At 32.6% G+C, this 22451-nt stretch carries 27 protein-coding genes and 2 rRNA genes; 21 read left to right on the top strand and 8 right to left on the bottom strand.

Translation table 11 applies throughout. The annotated features are described in order from the left end of the window. Together ACODH8_RS11370 and rrf are read left to right on the top strand one after the other, a co-directional pair. A 23S ribosomal RNA gene (locus ACODH8_RS11370) occupies nt 1-106 on the top strand; the annotation flags it as partial. 89 nt (nt 107-195) lie between these two features. After that, nucleotides 196-311, top strand: a 5S ribosomal RNA gene (rrf, locus tag ACODH8_RS11365). A gap of 76 nt (nt 312-387) precedes the next feature. Here the strand turns inward: rrf and ACODH8_RS11360 are convergent. After that, on the bottom strand, nt 388-1599 hold the full coding sequence (locus ACODH8_RS11360) for a glycosyltransferase (RefSeq protein ID WP_420517746.1): 1212 nt from the start codon (nt 1597-1599) through the stop codon (nt 388-390). Nucleotides 1600-1750: 151 nt separating this feature from the next. On the opposite strand from ACODH8_RS11360, the gene ACODH8_RS11355 reads away from it, so the two are divergent. After that, the gene (locus ACODH8_RS11355) at nt 1751-2371 is read left to right on the top strand and encodes a sugar O-acetyltransferase (protein ID WP_332466461.1); all 621 of its coding nucleotides are present in this window, start codon (nt 1751-1753) and stop codon (nt 2369-2371) included. A gap of 36 nt (nt 2372-2407) precedes the next feature. Here the strand turns inward: ACODH8_RS11355 and ACODH8_RS11350 are convergent, their stop codons facing one another. Then, nucleotides 2408-2905 carry an N-acetyltransferase family protein gene (locus ACODH8_RS11350; RefSeq protein WP_332466462.1) on the bottom strand — a complete coding sequence of 166 codons (498 nt, stop codon included), beginning with the start codon at nt 2903-2905 and terminating at the stop codon, nt 2408-2410. A gap of 84 nt (nt 2906-2989) precedes the next feature. Between ACODH8_RS11350 and ACODH8_RS11345 the strand changes: the two genes are divergently transcribed. Beyond that, entirely contained in the window at nt 2990-3517 is a 528-nt protein-coding gene (locus ACODH8_RS11345) for a shikimate kinase (RefSeq protein WP_332466463.1), read from the top strand. 38 nt (nt 3518-3555) lie between these two features. Here ACODH8_RS11345 and nagA read toward each other — a convergent pair whose 3' ends face one another. Together nagA and ACODH8_RS11335 are read right to left on the bottom strand one after the other, a co-directional pair. Continuing rightward, a complete protein-coding gene (gene nagA, locus ACODH8_RS11340) occupies nt 3556-4701 on the bottom strand; it encodes an N-acetylglucosamine-6-phosphate deacetylase (RefSeq protein ID WP_420517745.1) in 1146 nt (381 codons plus the stop codon). A gap of 10 nt (nt 4702-4711) precedes the next feature. Continuing rightward, nucleotides 4712-5461 (bottom strand): DeoR/GlpR family DNA-binding transcription regulator, encoded by a 750-nt coding sequence (locus ACODH8_RS11335; RefSeq protein WP_332466465.1) that lies wholly within the window; start codon nt 5459-5461, stop codon nt 4712-4714. Between the two features lie 205 nt (nt 5462-5666). Here ACODH8_RS11335 and ACODH8_RS11330 point away from each other — a divergent pair, with 205 nt between their 5' ends. The 3 genes from ACODH8_RS11330 (at nt 5667) to ACODH8_RS11320 (ending at nt 9908) form a co-directional block, all read left to right on the top strand. Then, a complete protein-coding gene (locus tag ACODH8_RS11330; RefSeq protein WP_332466466.1) occupies nt 5667-7304 on the top strand; it encodes a peptide ABC transporter substrate-binding protein in 1638 nt (545 codons plus the stop codon). Between the two features lie 81 nt (nt 7305-7385). Further along, entirely contained in the window at nt 7386-8636 is a 1251-nt protein-coding gene (gene sstT, locus ACODH8_RS11325) for a serine/threonine transporter SstT (RefSeq protein ID WP_332466467.1), read from the top strand. Nucleotides 8637-8786: 150 nt separating this feature from the next. Next, nucleotides 8787-9908, top strand: a complete 1122-nt coding sequence (locus tag ACODH8_RS11320; protein ID WP_332466468.1) for a VanZ family protein — start codon at nt 8787-8789, stop codon at nt 9906-9908. A 14-nt stretch (nt 9909-9922) separates the two neighbouring features. Here the strand turns inward: ACODH8_RS11320 and ACODH8_RS11315 are convergent, their stop codons facing one another. Beyond that, a complete protein-coding gene (locus tag ACODH8_RS11315; RefSeq protein ID WP_332466469.1) occupies nt 9923-10153 on the bottom strand; it encodes a hypothetical protein in 231 nt (76 codons plus the stop codon). A gap of 142 nt (nt 10154-10295) precedes the next feature. Between ACODH8_RS11315 and ACODH8_RS11310 the strand changes: the two genes are divergently transcribed. Both ACODH8_RS11310 and ACODH8_RS11305 read left to right on the top strand, forming a co-directional pair. After that, nucleotides 10296-10796: a GNAT family protein gene (locus tag ACODH8_RS11310; RefSeq protein WP_332466470.1), complete on the top strand. Its 501-nt coding sequence runs from the start codon at nt 10296-10298 to the stop codon at nt 10794-10796. A 78-nt stretch (nt 10797-10874) separates the two neighbouring features. Further along, nucleotides 10875-11378: a hypothetical protein gene (locus ACODH8_RS11305; RefSeq protein WP_332466471.1), complete on the top strand. Its 504-nt coding sequence runs from the start codon at nt 10875-10877 to the stop codon at nt 11376-11378. A gap of 24 nt (nt 11379-11402) precedes the next feature. Here the strand turns inward: ACODH8_RS11305 and ACODH8_RS11300 are convergent, their stop codons facing one another. Next, nucleotides 11403-11930, bottom strand: coding sequence for a GrpB family protein (locus ACODH8_RS11300; RefSeq protein ID WP_332466472.1), 528 nt, complete (start codon nt 11928-11930; stop codon nt 11403-11405). Nucleotides 11931-12103: 173 nt separating this feature from the next. On the opposite strand from ACODH8_RS11300, the gene ACODH8_RS11295 reads away from it, so the two are divergent. Genes ACODH8_RS11295 through ACODH8_RS11285 form a run of 3 tightly spaced genes read left to right on the top strand, consistent with a single transcriptional unit; the run spans nt 12104 to nt 14569 of the window. After that, nucleotides 12104-13069, top strand: a complete 966-nt coding sequence (locus tag ACODH8_RS11295; RefSeq protein ID WP_332466473.1) for an ABC transporter substrate-binding protein — start codon at nt 12104-12106, stop codon at nt 13067-13069. A gap of 14 nt (nt 13070-13083) precedes the next feature. Beyond that, nucleotides 13084-13836 carry an ABC transporter ATP-binding protein gene (locus tag ACODH8_RS11290; protein ID WP_332466474.1) on the top strand — a complete coding sequence of 251 codons (753 nt, stop codon included), beginning with the start codon at nt 13084-13086 and terminating at the stop codon, nt 13834-13836. Then, on the top strand, nt 13820-14569 hold the full coding sequence (locus tag ACODH8_RS11285; RefSeq protein WP_420517744.1) for an ABC transporter permease: 750 nt from the start codon (nt 13820-13822) through the stop codon (nt 14567-14569). The genes ACODH8_RS11290 and ACODH8_RS11285 overlap by 17 nt, the downstream gene beginning before the upstream one ends. A gap of 39 nt (nt 14570-14608) precedes the next feature. Here ACODH8_RS11285 and ACODH8_RS11280 read toward each other — a convergent pair whose 3' ends face one another. Then, nucleotides 14609-14815, bottom strand: a complete 207-nt coding sequence (locus ACODH8_RS11280) for a hypothetical protein (protein WP_420517743.1) — start codon at nt 14813-14815, stop codon at nt 14609-14611. Between the two features lie 322 nt (nt 14816-15137). On the opposite strand from ACODH8_RS11280, the gene ACODH8_RS11275 reads away from it, so the two are divergent. Beyond that, nucleotides 15138-16322: an MFS transporter gene (locus tag ACODH8_RS11275; RefSeq protein ID WP_420517742.1), complete on the top strand. Its 1185-nt coding sequence runs from the start codon at nt 15138-15140 to the stop codon at nt 16320-16322. Nucleotides 16323-16486: 164 nt separating this feature from the next. Beyond that, a complete protein-coding gene (locus tag ACODH8_RS11270; RefSeq protein WP_332466481.1) occupies nt 16487-17083 on the top strand; it encodes a nitroreductase family protein in 597 nt (198 codons plus the stop codon). Nucleotides 17084-17141: 58 nt separating this feature from the next. Here ACODH8_RS11270 and ACODH8_RS11265 read toward each other — a convergent pair whose 3' ends face one another. Further along, nucleotides 17142-17756 (bottom strand): helix-turn-helix domain-containing protein, encoded by a 615-nt coding sequence (locus ACODH8_RS11265; RefSeq protein WP_420517741.1) that lies wholly within the window; start codon nt 17754-17756, stop codon nt 17142-17144. Between the two features lie 204 nt (nt 17757-17960). On the opposite strand from ACODH8_RS11265, the gene ACODH8_RS11260 reads away from it, so the two are divergent. From ACODH8_RS11260 to ACODH8_RS11230, 7 genes are all read left to right on the top strand, one after another. Beyond that, entirely contained in the window at nt 17961-18191 is a 231-nt protein-coding gene (locus ACODH8_RS11260) for an AraC family transcriptional regulator (RefSeq protein WP_420517740.1), read from the top strand. Beyond that, the gene (locus ACODH8_RS11255; RefSeq protein ID WP_420517747.1) at nt 18188-18346 is read left to right on the top strand and encodes a helix-turn-helix domain-containing protein; all 159 of its coding nucleotides are present in this window, start codon (nt 18188-18190) and stop codon (nt 18344-18346) included. Before ACODH8_RS11260 ends, ACODH8_RS11255 begins: the two co-directional genes overlap by 4 nt. 32 nt (nt 18347-18378) lie before the next feature. After that, nucleotides 18379-18870 (top strand): AraC family transcriptional regulator, encoded by a 492-nt coding sequence (locus ACODH8_RS11250; protein ID WP_420504244.1) that lies wholly within the window; start codon nt 18379-18381, stop codon nt 18868-18870. Between the two features lie 114 nt (nt 18871-18984). Continuing rightward, complete coding sequence (locus ACODH8_RS11245; RefSeq protein ID WP_420517739.1) at nt 18985-20007, top strand: D-alanine--D-alanine ligase family protein; 1023 nt, start codon at nt 18985-18987, stop codon at nt 20005-20007. A gap of 43 nt (nt 20008-20050) precedes the next feature. After that, a complete protein-coding gene (argR, locus tag ACODH8_RS11240) occupies nt 20051-20506 on the top strand; it encodes an arginine repressor (RefSeq protein ID WP_420517738.1) in 456 nt (151 codons plus the stop codon). 10 nt (nt 20507-20516) lie between these two features. Further along, a complete protein-coding gene (locus ACODH8_RS11235) occupies nt 20517-22019 on the top strand; it encodes a phosphomannomutase/phosphoglucomutase (RefSeq protein WP_420517737.1) in 1503 nt (500 codons plus the stop codon). Nucleotides 22020-22035: 16 nt separating this feature from the next. Beyond that, nucleotides 22036-22368: a nitrous oxide-stimulated promoter family protein gene (locus tag ACODH8_RS11230; protein ID WP_332466541.1), complete on the top strand. Its 333-nt coding sequence runs from the start codon at nt 22036-22038 to the stop codon at nt 22366-22368. The last annotated feature ends 83 nt before the right edge of the window (nt 22369-22451 follow it).

Below are 22451 nucleotides of genomic sequence, written 5' to 3'. Positions count from 1 at the left end.
TTTAAGAAAGTAAGACCCCTGAAAGATGATCAGGTAGATAGGCTAGAAGTGGAAGTGCAGTGATGTACGGAGCGGACTAGTACTAATCGGTCGAGGACTTAACCAAAGAAAAACCGGTGAAAGAAAATAATGTAGTCTAACTAAAAACATCCAGTTTTGAGTGAATAATCACTCAATTAAATAAACGCACGCAAGTGTGGTGACGATGGCAAGAAGGATACACCTGTTCCCATGCCGAACACAGAAGTTAAGCTTCTTAGCGCCGATGGTAGTGAAGGGTTTCCCTTTGTGAGAGTAGGACGTCGCCATGCTTTTGCGTTTTTTTTATAAAAAAATCAGTTATTAATAAAGAAAGACCTAGGAAAGATAATTTTCCTAGGTCTTTCTTTATTTTTTAGATAAATACGAATTTATTAATTGATGTGTTTTAAGAGTTCCATTTTCTTCTTTATCAAAATAATTTTTTAGTGTTTGTGCTTGATAATATAAATTTTCTTGTGATAATAGTTCCAGTACACATTGTTGAAATATTTTTTTATTTTTTATTTTACTACTTTTGTAATTTAATGCATTTCCATAGAAGACACAAGTTGAAATATTGTAACGTTGCTCTGTTTGAAGACCAATACCTATAAATGGTTTCCCGGAAACGCAAGCTGTTTGTATGGTCCCTTCACCGCCATGAAGTACAGATGCTGTTACTTGTGATTGAATTTCTTTTGCTGGGAGCCAATCAAAAAGGTGAACATTGGAAGGTAAACTTTTTATTTGATTATCAGAGAGAAAGTATTTCATAGGACTAATAACTTCTATATCTAATCCAGAAAAATTTTGTAATACTTGGTAAACAATTTTTGCATTTGCAGAACTACCTAGGCTACAAAAAATAGTAGGCTTTTTATTCTGCTTCAGTAATTCATATACTTGTTCAGGAATAGGTGATTCTAAGTTAGCAAATATTGGACCAACATAGTAGCTGTTTTTAGGTAATTCAGCATAATTAGTAAAAATATCAGGTGTTGTTATACAATTTAAATCGGCATCTAATGCATCAATTGTATAAGGGAAAAAACGAGTTACTTGATATTCTTTAATGAGTTTCTTCATATCTTTTGGTAACCATTTTAATTTAAGTGCCACAGATTGAATTGCTTTTCGCATAATATTATTTTCTAAAAAAGAGTCACTTTCGATATGTCCTCTTGATAAAGCGAATGGTTTTACATAGACTAAGGGGATTTTTTTATGTCGAGCACTAATCAATAAACTAATAGTCGAACCAATGATAATAGCATCAGGAGTTATTTGATTAATGATATTTATTTCAGATTCTATCCTCTCTTTTAATAACTGATAGTTAAAAGGATTTTTTAGGGACTTACCTTGATCAAAAGCCATAATTTCTTTTATTTGTTTGTTACTTAAATAGGGAGTCAATAAATTAAAAGTAAATCCTTCTTTTTCTATTAGATAGGAAAATTCTGTGCTATAGCCTATAAAGATACAATTAGCTTCTTCTTTAAATGTTTTAGCCACTTCAATCATTCGTGTGGTTTCAGCTAGATTGAAAGTTTCAGGAGCAAATAATAATGTTTTCAAATATCTCTTTCCTTTCTTACATAGAATAATCATAGCATAAATTAAGTTGATGATTAGAGGAAAAAGATTGAAAGAATAGTAAGAATGTATTAGACTGAATGCACTTAATTTAAAATAGGAACTAACTAAAAGTTGTGATGGGAGAATTGGCATGCGAACAGAAAAAGAAAGAATGTTGCAAGAAGGATTATATCGAGCGGGAAATGAAGAATTAAGAGAAGACGCTAGAAAGAGTCGTCAACTAACTCGTTTATTTAATAATACAACTGAAGAGCAGATGGATTATCGTCAGGTTCTTTTAAAGCAAATGTTTAAAGCTACAGGGGAAGATATTTATATTGAACCACCCTTTAGATGTGATTATGGTACCAATACTACTATTGGAAATAATTTTTATGCTAATTTTGATTGTGTCTTTTTAGATGTTGCGCCTATAACAATTGGTGATAACTGTATGTTTGGACCAAAAGTCAGTTTATTAACACCAGGACATCCAATTGATGCAGTTGTGAGAAATTCTGGATTAGAATTTGGCCGAGCTATTACGATTGGTGATAATGTTTGGTTTGGTGGAAATGTAGTTGTTAATCCTGGAGTGACAATTGGTGATAACACTATTATTGGTTCTGGAGCTGTTGTGACAAAAGATATACCAGATAATGTTATTGCAGCAGGAAATCCTTGTAAAGTCATTAGAGCGATAACTGATGAAGATAAACGTTACTGGGAAGAAGAACAAAAGAAATACTGGGATGAAGTTAAAGGAAAATAAAGTAAAGAGAGGATAACTTTTGATTATCCTCTCTTTTTATTGATATCTTTTTCCTAAAAATAATAAATCACGATGTTTATCATTTAAAATAGCGACATTTGGTAAATGTCCCCAAAGCATGTAGCCATTTCTTGTAAATAAACTTTGACTAGCTAAATTATGCTCAAAAACAAGGGCTACAACTGTTTCAAAAGGATAATTGGGGATTTGTTCCTCTAAGAAGGTAAGGCATTTGTGACCTAAATGTTTACCTCTAAATGATTCATGAATATAAATACTAATTTCAGCTGTTTTACTATAAGCTGGTCTTTCTTTAAAAGGACTAAGCGCCATCCATCCAGCTGTTTGATTGCCTAACTCAATAATCCATAAAGGAAATTGATCCGATATGTGCTGTTCAAACCATTCATGGCGAGATTCAACTGAAATAGCTTCTAAATCAGCAGTAACCATATAGCTTGGAATAGTGTCATTATAAATAGCCACAATTTGTGGTAAATCTTCAAACTTAGCGAATCTAAAATTTGGTTCCAAAATAACACCTCGACTTCCTTTTTTGGTATTATATCAATAAGCTATTTTGTTTAGCAATTGTTTTGATTGTGAGTGATTGATTTGGTGTCTAAAGGAAGATTAAGAGAACAAGAAATGATAACATATCTCAAAATTAATAATGTTTCTAAAATATATATAGTAGGTTCAGTCGGAAGTGGCAAAACCACATTAGGTAAAAAGATAGCTAAAGAATTAGACTTGGCTTTTTTTGAAATGGACAATTTGATTTTTGAACGTTCTTCAATAGAAGATAGAAAAAGAACAGATGATGAAATTAATCTCCTTGTCGAAAATATCGTACAGAAGGATAGTTGGTTGATTGAAGGGACTTGTTTACGAGAGATTGTGCAGCCAATTTTTGATAGTAGTTCAAAGGTTATTTTTCTAGATATTTTTTATTTCGTTAGAGTATATCGCTTTAGTTTGCGATTTTTAAAACAAAAATTAGGTATCGAAAAAGCTAATTATCAGCCAACTTTTAAAATTTATAAACAAATGTTTAAATGGAACCACGATTTTGAAAAAACGGGTCACTTAAATTTTATAGATAAAACAAAAAAATACCCTCAAAAAAGATATTACTTTAAATAAAGTCAGCTACAACATTATTTGTTGTAGCTGACTTTTTATTAGATAAGTATGTTGCCTTTTAAGATTGCTTTTTCAACATCAAATGAATCAGATAATAAGATTAAATCGGCATCAAATCCAAGAGCTATTTGCCCGATATGAGAACAGTTTAGTATGTCAGCAGGTGTTTGAGAAGCCATTTGAATACTATCTCCTAAGGGTAAGGACATATCTGTACTGATTTGCAGTGCTTTGTTCATAGTTACTGTACTAGAGGCTAAGGTGCCATCTTTTAATCTGGCAACGCCATCAGTTACAGTCACTTCATGGCCACCAAAATGATAGATACCGTCCCCCACTCCCATAGCTTGAAGAGCATCGGTGATAAGTACCATGTTATGAGCTTGTTTCGTTTTATGCATCAATCGAACCATACCAGGATGTAAGTGAATATTATCCACTATAGCTTGAATACTCACACGTTCATCCTCTAATGCTGTAAGTGTAATACCAGGTTCACGGTGATGAATATTTGGCATAGCATTACAACAGTGTGTGATATGATTAACCCCTTTATTAAAAGCAGCAATACCTTCTTCGTAAGTCGCATTTGTGTGACCAGCAGCCACAACTACCCCTTCTGATATTAAATAATCAATGACCTCATGAGCACCTGGTAATTCTGGGGCAATAGTTACCATTTTAATTAACCCTTCTGCATAGAGCATAATTTCTTTCATTTCATCTAAATCAGGTAAGCGTAAATAATTAGGATCTTGCATGCCTTTTTTGATTGGATTTAAGTAAGGCCCTTCTAAATGAATACCTAAAATTTTTGCTCCTTCTTCTTTGCCAATTGTTTCTTTAACCGCTTTAATCATTCCTAACAATTGTTCTAAAGAAGATGTAACAGAAGTCACTAAAAAGCCTGTAGTTCCTGTTTCTAAACATTTTTTAGAGACTTCTTGAATACTCTTAACGGTACCATCCATCATGTCATAATGATTTGCACCATGAATATGAACATCAATCATGCCAGGAATAAGGAGTTGCTTATTAGCCTCGATAACAGAATCAAAGTCGTTTTCGTTTTGGAAATTATTATCAAAATGTAAGGCGATAATTTTATCCTCTTTGATTTCGATAGATGCTACTTTAGGTGTGTTATCTTGAATGATTGTTGCGTTTTTTATAAGTGTCTTCATATATATCCTCCTAAGGGTAAATGATGTCAATTGGGTGTTTGGTAATGGCTTCTGTTAAAGAATCGTCTAGAATACTATTAGTAATCAATGTATCAATTGAATCCCACGCAATTTTAAAAGAAGTTCGTTGTTGCTGTTTACTAGAATCAACTAATAAAACAACACGTTTTGATTTGTCACGTAAGTTTAGATGTAAATCGATATCTTCTAATTCATCGAAAAAGATACCTTCTTCTGAAATACCAGAAGCTCCGATAAAAGCTAGGTCAAAATAAAAATTATTTAACTGCGTTGTTAGCATAGGCCCTTTTAACACACGTGAATCTGATTGATAGTAGCCTCCTAGCAAATAAAGTTGATTGATAATCGGTGAAAAAGAAACAGCATTATCAATTGAATTGGTAACGAATAATGAGTTTTGGGGAAGTGATTCTTTGCTTAATAATTCAACAGTGGTCGAAACATCTAACCAAATAGTTTGTTTTTCTTTGATTAGTTGACTACCTAGTTGTGCAATAATTTTTTTTTGAGAGCTATTTTGAATAATTCTGTCTTGATAATCTGTTAATTGTTGTTTAATAACTGGTAGCTGAATCCCACCTTTAGTTCGTTCAACTAATTCTTTTTCAACTAATTTGATAATATCTCTACGAGCTGTGTCTTTTGAAATGTTAAAATAATCAGCTATTTCTTCTTGTTTTAATTTTTTAGTGTCTTCTAATAAATCAATGATTTTTACCAAGCGTTCTTGTTGATTCATTCAATCTCTCCTATAAGTTTATTTGCATTTATTTTTAACTATTTTAAGTTTTTATAAGTTTATTTAGGATTAATATACCTTTAATTTATTATTTTTGCAATAATAAAGATTATTCTATTGACTTGAATGAGTAAATTCTATAGTATTGTTATTAAATTTTAATCTTTTTAATATTATTTTAATGTAAAAAAAGGGAGTTGTATCTATGAAAATGAAACGAATTGTTCAGGGAATGATGGTTGCATCGTTAACCCTTTTAGTGGCTTGTGGAAACAAGGAACAGGCGAAAACAGAAACTAAAAAAGAAGAGGGAACAGAGAAAAAAGTGTTGACCGTAGTAGAGTCGTCAGAATTACCTACAATGGATATTTCAAAAGCTACTGATGTGGTTAGTTTTTCAGCGATTAGTCAAGTTATGGAAGGTTTATATGAATTTGCAGATGATAGTACGAGCCAGCCTGCTTTAGCTAAAGCAGTTGCCGTTCCTACTGATGATGGGAAAAAATATAAGATTGAGTTAAAAGAAGATGGTAAATGGAGTAATGGAGATCCAGTTACTGCTCATGATTTTGTTTACTCTTGGCAACGTTCTGCTGATCCTAAAACAGCATCAGAATACTCTCATCTATTTGACGGATTTAAAAACTATGGTAGTATTAAAACAGGTGAAAAGCCTGCTACAGAGTTAGGCGTTAAAGCTGTGGGAGATTACACCTTAGAAATTGAATTAGATTATCCAATTCCGTATTTGGATTCTCTATTAGCAAAACCAACGTTCTATCCTCAACATCAAAAAACAGTTGAGGAAAAAGGTGATAGCTATGCAACTAATAGTGATAATTTAGTTTATAATGGTGCGTTCAAACTAGCTGATTGGGATGGAACTAATATTTCTTGGAAGTATGAGAAAAATGAAAACTATCGAGATGCAGCTAATGTGAAGATTGATCAAGTCAACATAGAAGTAGTGAAAGAAAATGGAACAAGTTTAAACATGTTCCAAGCAGATGAAGTTGACGTGATTCAGGTAAAAGGTGAATTTGCTCAGCAACAAGCTGGGAATGAAGATTTAGTTATTAGAGAATATCCATCAAGTTATTACATGCAATATAATTTTGAAAACAAATTAGCAGCTAATAAGAGCTTCCGTGAAGCTGTAACTTACGCGATTGATTCAAAACAAATTGTTGATACGATCTTAGGAGATGGCTCTAAAGAGATTAACGGATTTGTACCAACAGGTATCGTGAATCCCAAAACAGGAGGCGACTTTGCAAAAGATTCAGGTAATCTAAAAATAACAGATGCCGATAAATCTAAAGTGTCATGGGAAAAAGCTAAAAAAGAATTAGGTAGTGAAAAATTAGAATTTACTCTACTAGCTTCAGATACTGATTCAGCTAAAAAATTAGCAGAATACTTACAAGGAACATTAGAAGAAGCGTTACCAGGACTTAAAGTCAATGTTTCGACAGTACCATTTGCCAATCGTCTTGATAAAATGAGTAAAGGTGATTTTGACATCGTCCTTGCAGGTTGGGCAGCAACATTTGCAGATCCTTATGACTTCTTACAATTAGCTAATACAGGAACAGTTCAAAACTATGGTAAGTGGGAAGATGAAGAATTTAGCAAGTTATTAGAAGAGTCATCAACTACTTATGCTAATGACAGTGAAAAACGTTGGGAAACATTAACTAGTGCTCACAAACGTATGATGGAAGAACTTCCTTATACACCAGTGTATCAATCAAGTGAAAGTTTCTTAGTGAAACCAAAAGTAAAAGGATTAGTTTACCGTTCTCTAGGTAGTCCTTACTATAAAAATGTCTCTCTAAATTAAGAATGAGAAAGCACTTAAGAGAATTCTTTTAAGTGCTTTTTTATATAAAAAAATAATTTACTTTAAAGGAGCGTGAAATGAATGGTCAAAGCGATTCGGAAAATGTCGTTAATTCAAAAAATCATGATAGGAATTGTAGTAGGAACCACACTAGGAGTAATGGTGCCTAAATGGACCTTTATTAGCGTCCTAGGTGAATTATTTGTGGGTTCCTTAAAAGCTATAGCACCACTATTGGTTTTTGTTTTAATCATAGCCTCGTTAGCTAAACAAAAAGCAGATACTAAAACGTATGTGGGCTCAGTTTTAGGAACCTATCTATTAGCAACGTTTTTAGCAGCGTTAGTAGCAGTTGTTGCAAGCTATCTGTTCCCAGTTGAGATAGTCTTAAACGTCACAAAAGAAGCTAGTGGTGGGCCAAGTCAATTGAGTGATGTTTTAGGTAATGTCCTAACAAGTGTGGTTCAAAACCCTATTCAAGCCATGGTAGAGGGGAATTATTTATCAGTATTATGTTGGTCTTCGTTGATTGGGATTGGCTTACGTCAGTCATCAGAAGGAACAAAAGAGGTACTTGATAATCTGTCAACGGGTGTAACGAATGTCGTTCAAATGATTATTAGTTTAGCTCCAATCGGTATTGTTGGTTTAGTTTTTAATTCTGTTGCGACAACAGGTATCGCAGGTCTTGCTAATTATGGCCAGTTATTGCTTCTTTTGGTTGGAACAATGGCTTTTGTAGCTTTGATTATTTATCCTGCAATAGTATTTGTACAGATTCGTCAAAACCCTTATCCATTAATCTTTTTTGTTTTAAAAGAAAGTGCTCTGCCAGCCTTCTTTACAAGAAGTTCAGCAGCTAATATTCCTGTTAATATTAAGCTAGCAGAAGCCATGAATTTAAATGAAGAATCATATTCTGTCTCTATACCTTTAGGAGCAACTATCAATATGGGAGGAGCCGCAATTACTATTACGATTATGACTTTAGCAGCTGTCAATACATTAGGAATGTCAGTGCCTATTTATTTAGCCTTTATCTTAAGTGTTATTGCTGCGGTATCAGCTTGTGGCGCTTCAGGAATTGCAGGAGGCTCGTTATTGTTAATTCCGTTAGCCTGTAGTTTGTTTGGAATTTCAAATGACATCGCGATGCAAGTTGTGGGAGTTGGCTTTATTATTGGGGTTCTTCAAGATTCTATAGAAACTGCACTTAATTCTTCTAGCGATTTATTATTCACAGCTTCAGCTGAATTAGCCGATAGACGTAAACAAGGTGAAATAATTGAGTTGAAAAGTAATTTAGTTCAACAGGCAAAAATTATTCCATAATAGTTAAGTTGACAAAATTAAAAGCATGGTTTGAAAGTGTTAATCACTTTTAGCCATGTTTTTTTGTTAAAATTAAATATATATTTGAAATTTAGGGTATTACTTGTTAAAGTAGTGCCAAAGAAAGAGTTAAAAGAAAGGAGTCAATCAATGCCTTCATATGCAGTCCCTTTATCAACCGCCTTTTTTGTATTTGGTATTATCGCTTTTTTAGGAACAACTCCTTGGACTATTTATCAGTACCGAAAACATGGTTATTTTAGTTTTTGGCGAAACTTAATTATATTTAGTTTTATTTATTATGGTTTAACGGCTTTATTTTTAGTCAGTTTACCTTTGCCTGCTGAAAGAAATAATGCTATTGTCTTTAAAGATAATGTGTATACACAATTAAGACCTTTTAATATGTTTCATAATTTTCGAGAAGTGGCAGGGTTTAATCCTAAAGCCATTAGCACGTATCCAATCCTCTTAAAGTCTTTCACCTTTTTAGAAGTTGCTTTTAATATGGCTTTATTATTTCCACTAGGTGTGTATTTACGCTATTTTTTAAAAACAGCTAAAAAATGGTGGTTGGCTTTATTACTTGTATTTAGTACTACCTTATTTTTTGAAGTTTCTCAATTAACCGCCCTTTTTGGTTATTATGCTCATCCGTATCGGTTATTTGATGTAGATGATTTATTAACAAATACTCTAGGAGGAATGTTGGGCTTTTTTATAGCTCCTATACTCCTTAATTTAATTCCAAGTCGAGATGAGCTAAAAGAACGTGATAAATTATATGATGTGAATCAATTAGCTTCATACGGGTCACAACTAATTGAGGTATTTATTAGTGTGACGATTGCTCAGTTAATTGGAGGAATATTAACGATTATCATTGGTAAAAATCAATGGGGGTTTTGGATAAATACAGGAGTTGTTTTCTTTTTCTTGGTTATTTTCCCATTACTAACAAAAGGTAAAACACTAGGAGGAAAAGTAGTTAAAATAAAATTTGATTTAACAGGTAAACAGGATATCTTTTCTCTTAGCTATCGTTTTTTTTTAATTTATTTTCCAACACTTCTAAGTCGTCTGACTGCTGTTATCAATCAAAAAGAATCGATTGGCGTGCCTATTGTTTCACTACAAGTAATGCTCTTTTTAGGAACGATGGGTATTTGGTTTGTTTTTTGGTTATTAATTATTAGAGATTGGATTAAGAAAAGAAGAGAACCCTTTTTTAATAGATCTCTTTCAGTAAAAATGATTAGATATAAAAAATGAGGTTGACTAATTGTTTAGTCAACCTCATTTTTTGATTCATTTTGATTCATTTTTTTCTGTTCTTTGGCTTTTGAAAAAATTGTTCCAACACCGTAAATAGTTAATAGTAAACCTGCTAGGAATAAATAAAACCCGTCTAAGTTAAAAGCAATGACTTTCGTTCCAAAGACCATTCCCACCACAATAAGAGCAATCCCTAAAGTTGTTAATGATAGTTCTAATGTGTATTTTTTTAATAAGTCCATTTTTTGCACCTCAATCCATTCATGAAGTTTCGTATACTTTTATTCTAACATAGGATAAAAGACCCATCTACCTAGTTTTAAGAGATGAAGGGGATAAAATATGTTAAACTGTGCTTATTAAGGGAAAATGAAGGTGTTAGTTATGAGATTGGAAACAGAAAGATTACTTATTAGAACTTATGAACCAACAGATATGGAAGCTGCTACTGAATTTTTATTGGATCAAGAAACAATGCACTATATACCAGAAAAATTTGCTGACAAAAAAGAAATGACCTTATTTTTAGAGAAAAATAAGGAAATATTTTTCCCTGTTATCTTGAAGGAAGATAATAGTTTGATTGGCCATTTATCATTCGAAGCGTTTTTTGGTGACCATTCTTACGAAATTGGGTGGGTATTTAATAAAAGATATCATCAAAAAGGTTATGGCAAAGAAGCCGCAAAGGCAATGTTAGATTATGGCTTTAAAGAAAAAGGGATTCACCGAATTATTGCTACGTGTCAACCAGAAAATCCAGGCTCTTGGAAATTAATGGAAGCAATTGGGATGAGACGTGAGGGAGAATTTAAAGAGTGTATTCCAACTGAAAATGGTTGGTGGGATGAGTATTATTATGCAGTGTTAAGTCACGAATGGTAAAATCAACCTATCTAATTAATACAAATTTTTGTATAATGTAAAAGAAACGGTTTGAATAGCTATTAAGGAGTCGAGATTATGCTAAAGATTATAGAAGTTATAGAGGATGCCAATAGGAAAGATTGTTCTTTACCAGCATTGGCTTTAGCTTTAACATTACCTGATATATGTAGCCAGATTGAGTACCCCCATGAAACCAATGTAGGGCATCGTTACCGTTTATGGTATGAAAAACACGTTCATAAAAATGAATCTTTTCATCATTTACAAAATACCTATTATGCTAGATTTCATCAAGAGGAAAGTTTGTTAGAAAGTTTTAGTGGGCATGCATGTTATAAATTGCGCTGTTTATTACTGCATCAGGGAGATTCCGCCTTGTCAGGAGAAGTGAAATACGATGACTTGTACTTTCATATTGATTCGGAAACAGAAGTAAAACTTCGCGAGGAAAAACCTAAAGAAGATCATATTAAAATCAATAGTAAGTTATTATCTGAGTATTTGTGCAAACATGCTAAAGAATATTATGAAAACCATCCGAATAAAGAGTTATTCAGAAAGCAAATGACTCACAGTTAAAGAGGCTGATAAAAATCAGCCTCTTTATTGATTTTTCCAATGCCAAATAAACGCATCTTTTTCTAATTGTTTAACAAAAGAGTCCTTGTAATCGCCGTAACCATCAATATCAAGTGGGTATTTTTTAGCACCAGCTATCTTAATATTAGTATAACTTTCACGTGCCTCTGCGTGAGTTCTTAAATAATCTCTAACTAAGAGATGTCTACTGATATCATAAGCATTGTCATATTGAAAAGCATGTAAATGGTGAGTACGATTATCGCCACCTTTGGGAAAATATCTTCTTCCAGAGATACCAAATTCACCACGAGGTAAATAGCCTAATGATGCAATTTTTTCATTATCCAAATCTAGTTTACTAATATCTTTCACTACTAGTAATAAATCAATAATGGGTTTTGCTGACAAACTAGGAACAGATGTACTACCAATATGATGAAGAGAAATGAAATTTTCTTCAGAGATCACTCTTGTTAGTTGCATTTTTTCTTCTTGAAATAGCTCAATCCAATCTGACTGATAAGGAACAACTTCAATTTTTAATGTCATATTCACAATCTCCTTTATTAACTATTTTTCATAAGATTCATTAAGAATATCATAGTCATAAAAAGATACCAAAAATGAAACCTAATATTAGAAAAAATAATGAGTTTGTGTTACTTTATACAAAGTGATTCATTGCACTAATCATTAATATTTAAGTAAGGGAGATTCAATAAATGAAGACAAAAACATTTATGTTAGGTTTAGCAGCTGTAGCATCTGTTGCCCTTTTGGCAAGTTGTGGGACAGAAAAAGCACCGGCTAAAGAAACAAAAAAAGAAGATAGCAAAAAGGAATTATCATTAAGTTTTGGTGTTATGCCAGCTGTTGATAGTTTACCTGTTTATATAGCTGAAAAGGAAGGCTTTTTTGAAGAGGAAGGCTTAACGCTAGATCTTCAAAGTTTTAAATCTCCAAAAGACCGTGATGCAGCTTTAAGTAGTGGTAACTTAGACGGAGCTAACACTGATTTAATTGCAGTGAGTACTTATTTACAAGGTGGAATGGATTTCCAAGTAGTCAGTCAATCAATTGGAACATTTTCAATCTTAACAAGTAACCCCGAAGTAACAACATTAAAAGAATTAGAAGGCAAAAAAATAGGAATTGCTAAAAATCAAGCTCCGTATTACTTCTTAGATGAAGCTTTGCAGACAGAAGGATTAGCAGTAGCAGATACTGTTTATGAAGAAGTCCCTCAAATTCCTGTTCGTGTTGAATTGACAGCTAATCAAAAAATAGATGCGACAGTGGTACCAGAGCCATTTAGAACAATCGGTTTAGCTAAAGGCTTAACAGAGCTAGGAAATAGCAACGAGTTAGGTATTGACGCAACAGTATTCGGATTTACAACTGAAGCATTAACAACTAATAAAGAATCAGTAGAAGCTTTTTACCGAGGTTATAACAAAGGCGTTGATTTTATTAATGAGCACGAGCTAGATGATTATTATGATGTGATGAAAGAAAAAATAGGTTTTACAGATGAGATAAAAGGACGCGTAACTTTACCTACTTATACACATGCTGAACAAATCAAAAATGACCAATTAAACAAGGCTTTTGATTGGTCAAAAGAGCAAGGTATTTATTCAAAAGAATTAAAAACTGAAGATGTATTGAGCCCATTATTAACTAAATAAAAGGAGTAATTTGGATGTTAGAGATTAAAGATTTAAAAGTGTCCTATGATGATAAAACTGTATTAAATGATGTTAATTTAACCATTGGAGAACAAGAAATTGTTGCCTTAATTGGTCCAAGTGGTACAGGTAAATCAACCCTTATTAATAGTATTACAGCTCTACATCCAATAACTTCTGGGAAGATTGAGCTAAACAATCAACCCATCTCGACTAAACAAATGAATATCTCATGGATACCTCAAAATTATGGTTTACTTCCTTGGCTTTCTGTTAAGGAAAACATACTCTTAGGTTTATCCATTAAAAAGCAACCTACAATAGGGAATAAAGAGCAAGAAATTCTAAGGATCATCAAAGAACTAGGCTTAGAACTGTTATTAAAACAATTCCCAAATCAGTTAAGTGGTGGTCAACAGCAAAGAGTGGCAATCGCTAAAGCAATGGTCATGGATTCAGATGTCTATCTATTAGATGAACCATTCTCAGCTTTAGATGCTATTACAAGAGAAAAAATGCAGCAATTATTTTTGAGTGAGTGGTATCAAAAACCAGCCCCAACAATATTGATTACGCATGATGTAGAAGAAGCTGTCTTTTTAGGACAGAGAATTATTTTATTATCTGGTAAACCAGGGCAAATAGTAGAGGAAATCTCTAATCCAAGTTTTTCCATTTCTTCTGATGAAAAAAGAGTGTCAGATTCTTTTTATCAAGTAGCTAAGCAAGTAAGGGAGGTCCTTAATCAATATGAAGAAAAAAAGTAGTTGGTTTCATGGGTTAATGGCCTTTCTCATTTTAAATGTTTTGTGGTTCTTGGCAAGTTTATGGTTAAAACAAGACATGTTACCAAGTCCATTAAAAGTTTATCAGCACTTATTTCAAATGGATGTCACTAAAATGAGCTTACATGTTTATAATAGTTTCATTAGGTTGTTTTGGGGAATGTTGTTGGCAGTTGTTATTGGTTTTTTTGTTGGTTTATTAATGGGGAGAAGCGAGAAGTGGAATAAGCTATTAGATCCAATAGTGTATTTAACATATCCAATTCCGAAAATCGCCTTACTACCAATAATTATGTTGTTGTTTGGTTTAGGTAATCAGTCGAAAATTATTTTAATTTTGTTAATAGTTGTGTTTCCAGTTATTTTATCTGTTAGAGATGGTATTAAAGGAATTCCTGAGAGTTATTTTAAGCAGTTAAAAGTCTTAGGAGCGTCTAACTGGCAATTGTTTAAATTAATTACCTTACCAGCAGGATTAGCTTCTATTTTAAGTGCTATTCGCGTAGCACTAGGAACAGCCATTGCTATTTTATTTTTCACAGAAGTTTATGGAACAGAGTATGGCTTAGGTTATTTTATTATGGATGCCTGGGGTAGATTAGATTATCTAGATATGTATAGTGGTATATTAATTTTAAGCGCGGTATCATTTGTTTTATTTTTACTAATTGATAAAGTTGAAGCTAGATTACTAAAATGGCGTCAGTATACATAAAAAAGCTAAGTTAAATTCATCGTGAATTTAACTTAGCTTTTATTTGTTTTCTTGATTATTAAATCTAGTAGCCAAAGCATAAGAGAAAATAAGTAAAATCCCCCAAATAATAAAGGGAATAATTTGACCAGCAGCGCTATCAGGGAGCCAATTAGTAGGTAACCAATGGAATATAATTCGATCCAAGGCAATAAAATTTAAAATGGTTTGAATCAGAATGAGTAGATTTAGTTTTAATGATTCCATAAAAATCTCCCTTTCGTTTTTTAGTTATTACATACAATAGCTAAGAGATGGAAAGATTACAACCAATTAAAGAAAAACTTAAATTATTTTTAACCTAGGAAAATAAAAACCTCTGAAGATTAAATCAGTCTTTTCATTAACAATTAGAATGAAAAAAAGTAATAGATAGTTTTTTTATTAGTAAATGAATCATTCTTATTAAATATGGGTTTAAACGGTAAATAGACAGAAAAAAATAGTAAGACTATTAATATAAAAATGTCTTTTAATAGCTTGTTAAGTGTGTTTTAATGTGATGAAAAGAAAAAGGAGTGGATTTTTTGTGTCTAAGTATCAACGTAAAGTATTAGTATCAACAGCAGCTGGAATCGGACTAGAAAATATGGACATCATGTTTTTAGCTTTTTCATTATCTTCAATTATGGCATCATTAAATATTTCCAGTGTCGAGGCTGGATTCATATCAACGATTACCAATCTAGGCATGCTTGTAGGTGGTATTTTTTTTGGTCTTTTAGCGGATAAATACGGACGTGTTAAGATTTTTTCATACACAGTTATTACTTTTTCAGTAGCGTCATTACTGATGATGTTTGCTAGTAATGTGTATTGGGTTTACTTATTCCGTTTTATAGCAGGGATTGGAGCAGGTGGGGAATACGGTGCATGTATGTCCTTAGTATCTGAGACATTTAATAAAAAACATTTAGCTAAAGCAACATCAGTAGTAGCTATTGGGGGACAAGTTGGGGCAATTATGGCAGCTATTTTAGCATCACTCATTATCCCAATGTTTGGTTGGAAAATGTTGTATGTCATTGGTGTTTTACCAGTTTTGTTAGTTCTTGTGATTCGTAAAGATTTAAAAGAGCCAGAAGATTTTACAAAAGAAGAAAAAGAAGTTAAAAAAGCTGATTTTTCTTTATTATTTGATGGAGCAAAAACGACTTGGCAAACAATTGGTTTATCATTAATGGTAACTGTTCAAATCGCAGGTTACTTTGGGTTAATGAATTGGCTACCTTCAATCATGCAAAAACAACTTGGGCTGTCTGTTTCAGGCTCTTCATTATGGATGATTAGTACCATTTTAGGAATGTCTTTAGGTATGTTAACTTTTGGTACAGTAATGGATAAATTAGGGCCAAGATTGTCATTTGGTTTATTCTTAGTCGCTTCATCAGCGTCTGTCTACTTACTAACATTAGCTAAAGGTCAATGGTCATTATTAATCGCAGCAGTTATTGTAGGTTACTTTATCAATGGAATGTACGGTGGATATGGGGCAATTATTAGTTTCTTATACCCAACAGAAATTCGAGCAACTGCTAATAACTTTATTATGAATGTGGGACGTGCTATTGGAGGCTTTTCATCAGTTGTGATTGGCTTTTTAATGGATCAATATAATTTAACAGTGGTTGTTATGTTCTTATCAATCATTTATCTAATTAGTTTAGTCATTATGTTAAATATTCCGGGACTAAAAAAATATAAATCAGCTTAATAAGAAGCGTGAGAGATAGCCTATTGTGACTCTCTCTCTTTTTTTAACTCCATTTTTAAATAAAAACTTACAAAAAGTGAGCAAAATATTTTACTTACAAAAAGTATGTTGGTATGATGCTCTTGTTACTAATAAAACTAAACAAAGAAGAGGATTGTGAAAATATGTCAGCATTTATTACAGCGTTAAAAAAACGTCGTTCAATTTACCATTTAGGAGAAAATATTTCTCTTTCAAATAAAGAAGTAGAAGAATTAGTAAAAGAAGTTGTTAGAGAAACACCAACATCATTCAACTCACAAACACAACGAGTTGTTATTCTTTTTGGAGATGCACACAAAAAATTATGGAACATGACAGAGGATGCTTTAAAACCTTTAACACCAGCAGAAAACTTCCCTGGAACTCAAGAAAAATTACAAGGTTTTGCAGCAGGAAAAGGAACTATTTTATTCTTTGAAGATATGGACGTTGTTAAAGGATTACAAGAGCAATTTGCATTATACGCAGAAAACTTCCCAATTTGGTCTGAGCAAGCAAGTGGTATGACTCAAGCTAACGTATGGGTAGCCTTATCTGAAAATAACATTGGAGCAAACTTACAACATTACAACCCAGTAATTGATGATGCTGTTGCAGCAGAATGGGAAATTCCAGCATCTTGGAAATTACGTGGTCAAATGGTATTTGGTTCTATTGAAACACCAGCTGGCGAAAAAGAATACATGGCTGATGATAACCGTTTTAAAGTATTTGGTTAATTAATCAGTAAGAGAGAGTACTCTATAAGTGTAAATACTTATAGAATACTCTCTTTTGTTATTTTATGAGATACGTTTTAATAATTTCTCCATATTTATTTTCAATATTTATTTGTGATAAATCTTGAAAGGTATAAGGGTGCAGTTCAATCGATTCATTATTTTTCATAGTTAAATCAACCTTGGTATCAATTCTAATAATCATAATACTAGGATCGTTATTATCAGCATAGTAGGCAGACCCAGAAACACTGCGGTAAAAAGGTAGATTGGCTGTAATTAAGACTTCTCTACTATCTGTCATTTTAATGGATTCAATTTGATTGGGACTGACTATTTCTTGACTTTGTAAGCTGCCGTAAACAAGAATTAGTAGACTTATTAATAAGGCGACTATTCCAACTGTTAATAACTTAATTTTTTTTGATTGTGTTTTACGTGTATTAGTATCTTCTGTAATTTGTTCTAACATTTTTTTATCTCCTCTCAATAATTCATCTAACGAGATCTCAAATAAATCACTAATGGCTACTATGGTTTCTAAATCGGGATAATTTCTACCAACTTCCCAGCTAGAAACGGTTGATCTGGAAACATTTAAAATGTCTGCTAATTGTTCTTGTGTCCATTTGTTTTTAACTCTCTGATTTTTAATTTCTTCTGAAATATTCATTAGTAAACCTCCTTGATTTCATTATTGATGAAACAGATGTAAATACCTAGTGTGTGTACGTATCGTTGCTATTATAAGGTTGACACAATTTGTATCATGAATAAATTTTCGATTGTATTAAGTTTATTATATCAAATTGAGTAAAGAGAATAGATTAATTATGATAAGCTAAAGGCAATTAATAATTATTTGGAGGAAGGAAAAGTGTCTGAATTTAATAACGCGCAGCAAGAAGAATATTCACGATTGATTAATAAGTCAGAAGATTATATCGAAGCGCACTTGGATGACATTATTAGTTTGGAGGATTTAGCTAATCATGCTAACTTTTCATCGTATCATTTTCATCGGTTATTCAAAGAGTATTCTCGTGAAACGTTAAAACAGTTTGTGACACGAATAAAAATGGAACGAGCAGCTCTTTTTTATCTATAAATCAATCTATTTCACTAACAGAAGTTGCCTTAAATTATGGCTATTCAGATGTTAGTTCCTTTAGTCGAGCTTTTAAAAGGTATTTCGGTAGGAGTCCATCTCATTATAGAAGAGAGCAAGAAATGACAAGAAAGAAGACTGAGAAGTTGTCATAATGAAGCCATACTAATAAATGGAGGAATGAATGATGATAAAACCAACTCATATCACAACAGAGACTTTAGAGAATCAAAAAATTATTTATATTCGTTTTAGAGGAAGTTACGTGGCATTTAGAAAAAATAGTCGAAAGATGTTTAAAGAATTATTTGACTTTGCGACGGAACAGGATTTAATCGATCCGGAGATAACAAAAGTATTAACGATGTATAATGATAATCCTTTTATAACAGAAGAAAAAAACTTAAGAACCACTATGGCGATGACTGTTTCTAACCAAGTTGAAATTAAAGAAAGTGGTAATGTTTGTATAGGCAGTATTTCTGGTAAATTTGGTGTTGGGCATTTTGACCTATCGGCTAAAGAATACGAAGCAGCTTGGCAGTATATGTATCAAGAGTGGTTATTCAAAGATACGAGTCAAATAAGAGATGCTATTCCTTTTGAACTATATGTGACAGAACCTCCTAAGAATATGAGGGATAAGAGTTTAACGGATATTTACATCCCAATAAATTGATTGTTTAGACTATAAAATTAGCTGAATTGTTATAAAAAATTTTATAGAATACTTCCACAGTTAAAAAAATTTGGTATACTTGAGTTTACATTTAATACAGTTGGAGGATTTTTTATGAAAATAGTCGTTTTAGCAGGTGGATTAAGTGATGAGAGAGATGTATCTTTATCCTCTGGTTCTCAAGTAGCCAACGCTTTAAAGAAAAATAACCATGATGTTTTATTATTAGATTTATTGGATGATGTTTCAAGTTATGATAATTTTGATATCGCTTACGAAGCATTAAAAAAAGAAAGCTATCATTATGCAGTACCTGAGATTGCCCCTGATTTAGAAAGCTTAAAAGAGAAACACAGTGCATCTGGCGAAGTAAGTTTAGGCTTATTACCTATTTGCCAAACTGCAGACATTGTTTTTTTAGCTTTACATGGTGGCATAGGTGAAAAAGGTAAAATTCAGGCCTTATTTGATATTTATAATATTAAATATACTGGTTCAAGTCATAAAGGTAGCGCCATGGCTATGGATAAGTTGTTAGCTAAAGAACTAATGGCTTTTAATGGTATCAACACACCTAACTGGCGCGTTTTTGAAGAAGGTATGTCTTTTGAAAAACCATGTGTGATTAAAGCTAATGATAACGGTTCAAGCATTGGTGTTTACATGGTAGATACAGAAGAGGCCTTTGAGGAAGCTATTAAAGAAGCTAAAACATTTAAGACTGACATTATTATTGAAGAGAAAATTGTTGGTCGCGAATTTGCTGTAGGTGTTCTAGATCAGGAAGCTTTACCAATTATTGAAATTATTCCTAAAGTTGGCTTTTATGATTATAAAAACAAATACCAAGCAGGCAGTGCTGAGGAAGTAACACCAGCTCATTTATCGGAAGAATTAACATTAAACATGCAAGCCATGGCTGTAAAAACACATAAAGCATTAAGACTTTCTAGTTATTCACGTATTGATTTTTTAATGGATGAATCAAATGAGATTTATTGTATCGAAGCTAACACATTACCAGGTATGACACCAACAAGTTTATTACCTCAAGAGGCTAGTGCTATGGAATTAGATTATGTATCTCTTTGCGAAAAGCTAGTTCAATTATCTTTAGAAAAATACGCTTCAAATTAATCAATTTTTATTCGAGTTATAAAAATAGGGGAGGGTTGTGTTGATGAAAAAGGAAAACCGTCAAGATTTAATTAAAGAAATTATATCAACGGAAAAAATTGAAAGTCAACAACAGCTATTAGAAGAGCTAGCCAAGCATGGTGTCGAAGCCACACAAGCTACTATTTCACGAGATATTAATGAACTTCGCATTGTTAAAATGAATGATGAAAATGGAAATATTCGGTATGATATATTACCAGAAAGAGTCGTATTCGAAAATGATTCTCAGTTACGTGAAGTGTTAAATGATTCGGTGACACAGATTACTCAAGTTCAATTTATGAATATTGTTAAAACATTACTTGGAACAGCAGATGTTGTGGCTGCTGAGATAGATGAACTAGGATTATCAGAAATTGTCGGAACATTAGCAGGAACAGACACTATTGTGCTGATATCAACTTCAGAAGCAGAAGCTAAGCAAATTAATAAACAACTGTCATCTTATCTTAATTAGGAGGGTATATATGTTATCAGGATTACAAAATGGTTCAGATATTCGAGGAATTGCTATTACTCACGAAGAGTTTCAAGCGAATTTAACAGAGAAAGAAGTTCAAATGATTGGAACGGGCATTTTAGCTTGGTTAAAAGAAACAAAAGGACTTTTAGATAGACCGTTGAAAATCGCGATTGGTCATGATAGTCGTTTGTCAGCAGAGATGATCAAAACAAGTTTGATAGAGGCTTTTATGAAAGAAGACGTATTAGTTTATGATACAGGATTTTCAACGACACCAGCAATGTTTATGGCCACTCAGTTTGAGGAATTTAATGCAGATTGTGGCATTATGATTACAGCAAGCCACTTACCTTATTACTACAATGGGATTAAGCTGTTTACAAAATCTGGTGGAGCTGAGCATGAAGATATTGATGTGATACTTGAAAAGAGTAAGGCTGTCGATAATTCACTACCTAATAAAGGTGTTGTTGAGAAAAAAGAAATTATTTCTCTTTATGCAACTGATATGGTTAAAAAGATTCAGCAAGCAACAGCAGAAGAGTTACCTTTAGCTGATTTTCATATTGTATTAGATGCTGGTAACGGTGCAGGGGGTTTCTTTGCTGAAAAAGTACTAGGTGCTTTAGGGGCAAATACAGCAGGTAGCCAATTTTTAGAGCCAGATGGAACATTCCCAAATCATATGCCAAATCCTGATAATAAAGAAGCAATGGCTAGTATTCAAGAAGCTGTCTTAACACATAAAGCTGATTTAGGTGTTATTTTTGATACGGATGTCGATAGAGCTGCAGTTGTAGCTAAATCAGGACAGGTGATTAATCGAAATAATCTAATCGCTGTATTGGCGCAAATTGTTTTAGAAAACAATCCAGGTCAGACAATTGTGACTAATTCACCTACTTCAAGTCACTTAAAGGACTTTATTGAAGAACTAGGTGGAAAGCAAGTACGTTATCTATGTGGCTATCGTAACGTGATTAATAAAGCAATTAAATTAAATGAAGCAGGAATTGAAACGCCATTAGCTATTGAAACAAGTGGGCATGCTGCCTTTAAAGAGAATTATTTCTTAGATGATGGGGCATATGTGATTGCTAAAATTTTGATGTTATTACCTAAATTAAAACGAGAAGGTAAAAGCTTAAGTGATTTAATTGATAATTTAAAACAACCTGCTGAAGCACAAGAGGTTCGTTTTAAAATTTCTGGAGACAATTACCGCGTTTATGGTGAATCTGTTATTGAGAAGCTACACGATTTTGTTAAAGAAGTCCCTGGATTTACAGTAGATGTTGAAAATGAAGAAGGTATCAGAGTTAACACAACTGAAACATTTGGTTCCGGTTGGTTCTTACTCCGCATGAGTTTACATGAGCCATTACTTGTTCTTCAAGTCGAAAACGATGAGCTAGGCAAAAATAAATCAGTTTTTACTAAGTTAGCAGAGTATTTTGTTAAGGAAGAGCGATTAAATACCGATAAGTTATCAGAAGTCTTAAAATAAAGGTGTGAGCAACTTGGTGCGAGTAATCAATAATGGTCCTAAAATTAATTTTGAGAAAAAAACAGTGGCTGCTATGATTGATATTTATTACAAACAATATCATGATGAGGAACATTTGATCGAACGAGATGATGTTCTTGAATATGCGATGACACGTCTAAATTACTGTCGTTTTGGTGAAGAAAAACCAACTTGCAAAGTGTGTCCAGTTCATTGTTACAAAAAAAGTTATCAAGAAAAAATGAAGTTAATTATGCGTTATTCAGGACCAAGAATGCTATTGTACCACCCTATTATGTCAGTTGAACACTTCTTGAAAGAATGGCATTATAAAAGAAAAGATGATTGACTTTAAAAATCAGAGATGATAGTATTTCTGTGATACAGTACTAATTAAATAAAAAGAATGGATTAGTAAAGGACTAATGCTGG

Origin of the sequence: Vagococcus fluvialis (genome assembly GCF_048815235.1) — a bacterium.
In the GTDB taxonomy this organism is placed as follows: domain Bacteria; phylum Bacillota; class Bacilli; order Lactobacillales; family Vagococcaceae; genus Vagococcus.
Note: the sequence above shows the minus strand (reverse complement) of the source record. Positions and strands in the feature narration are given on the sequence as shown.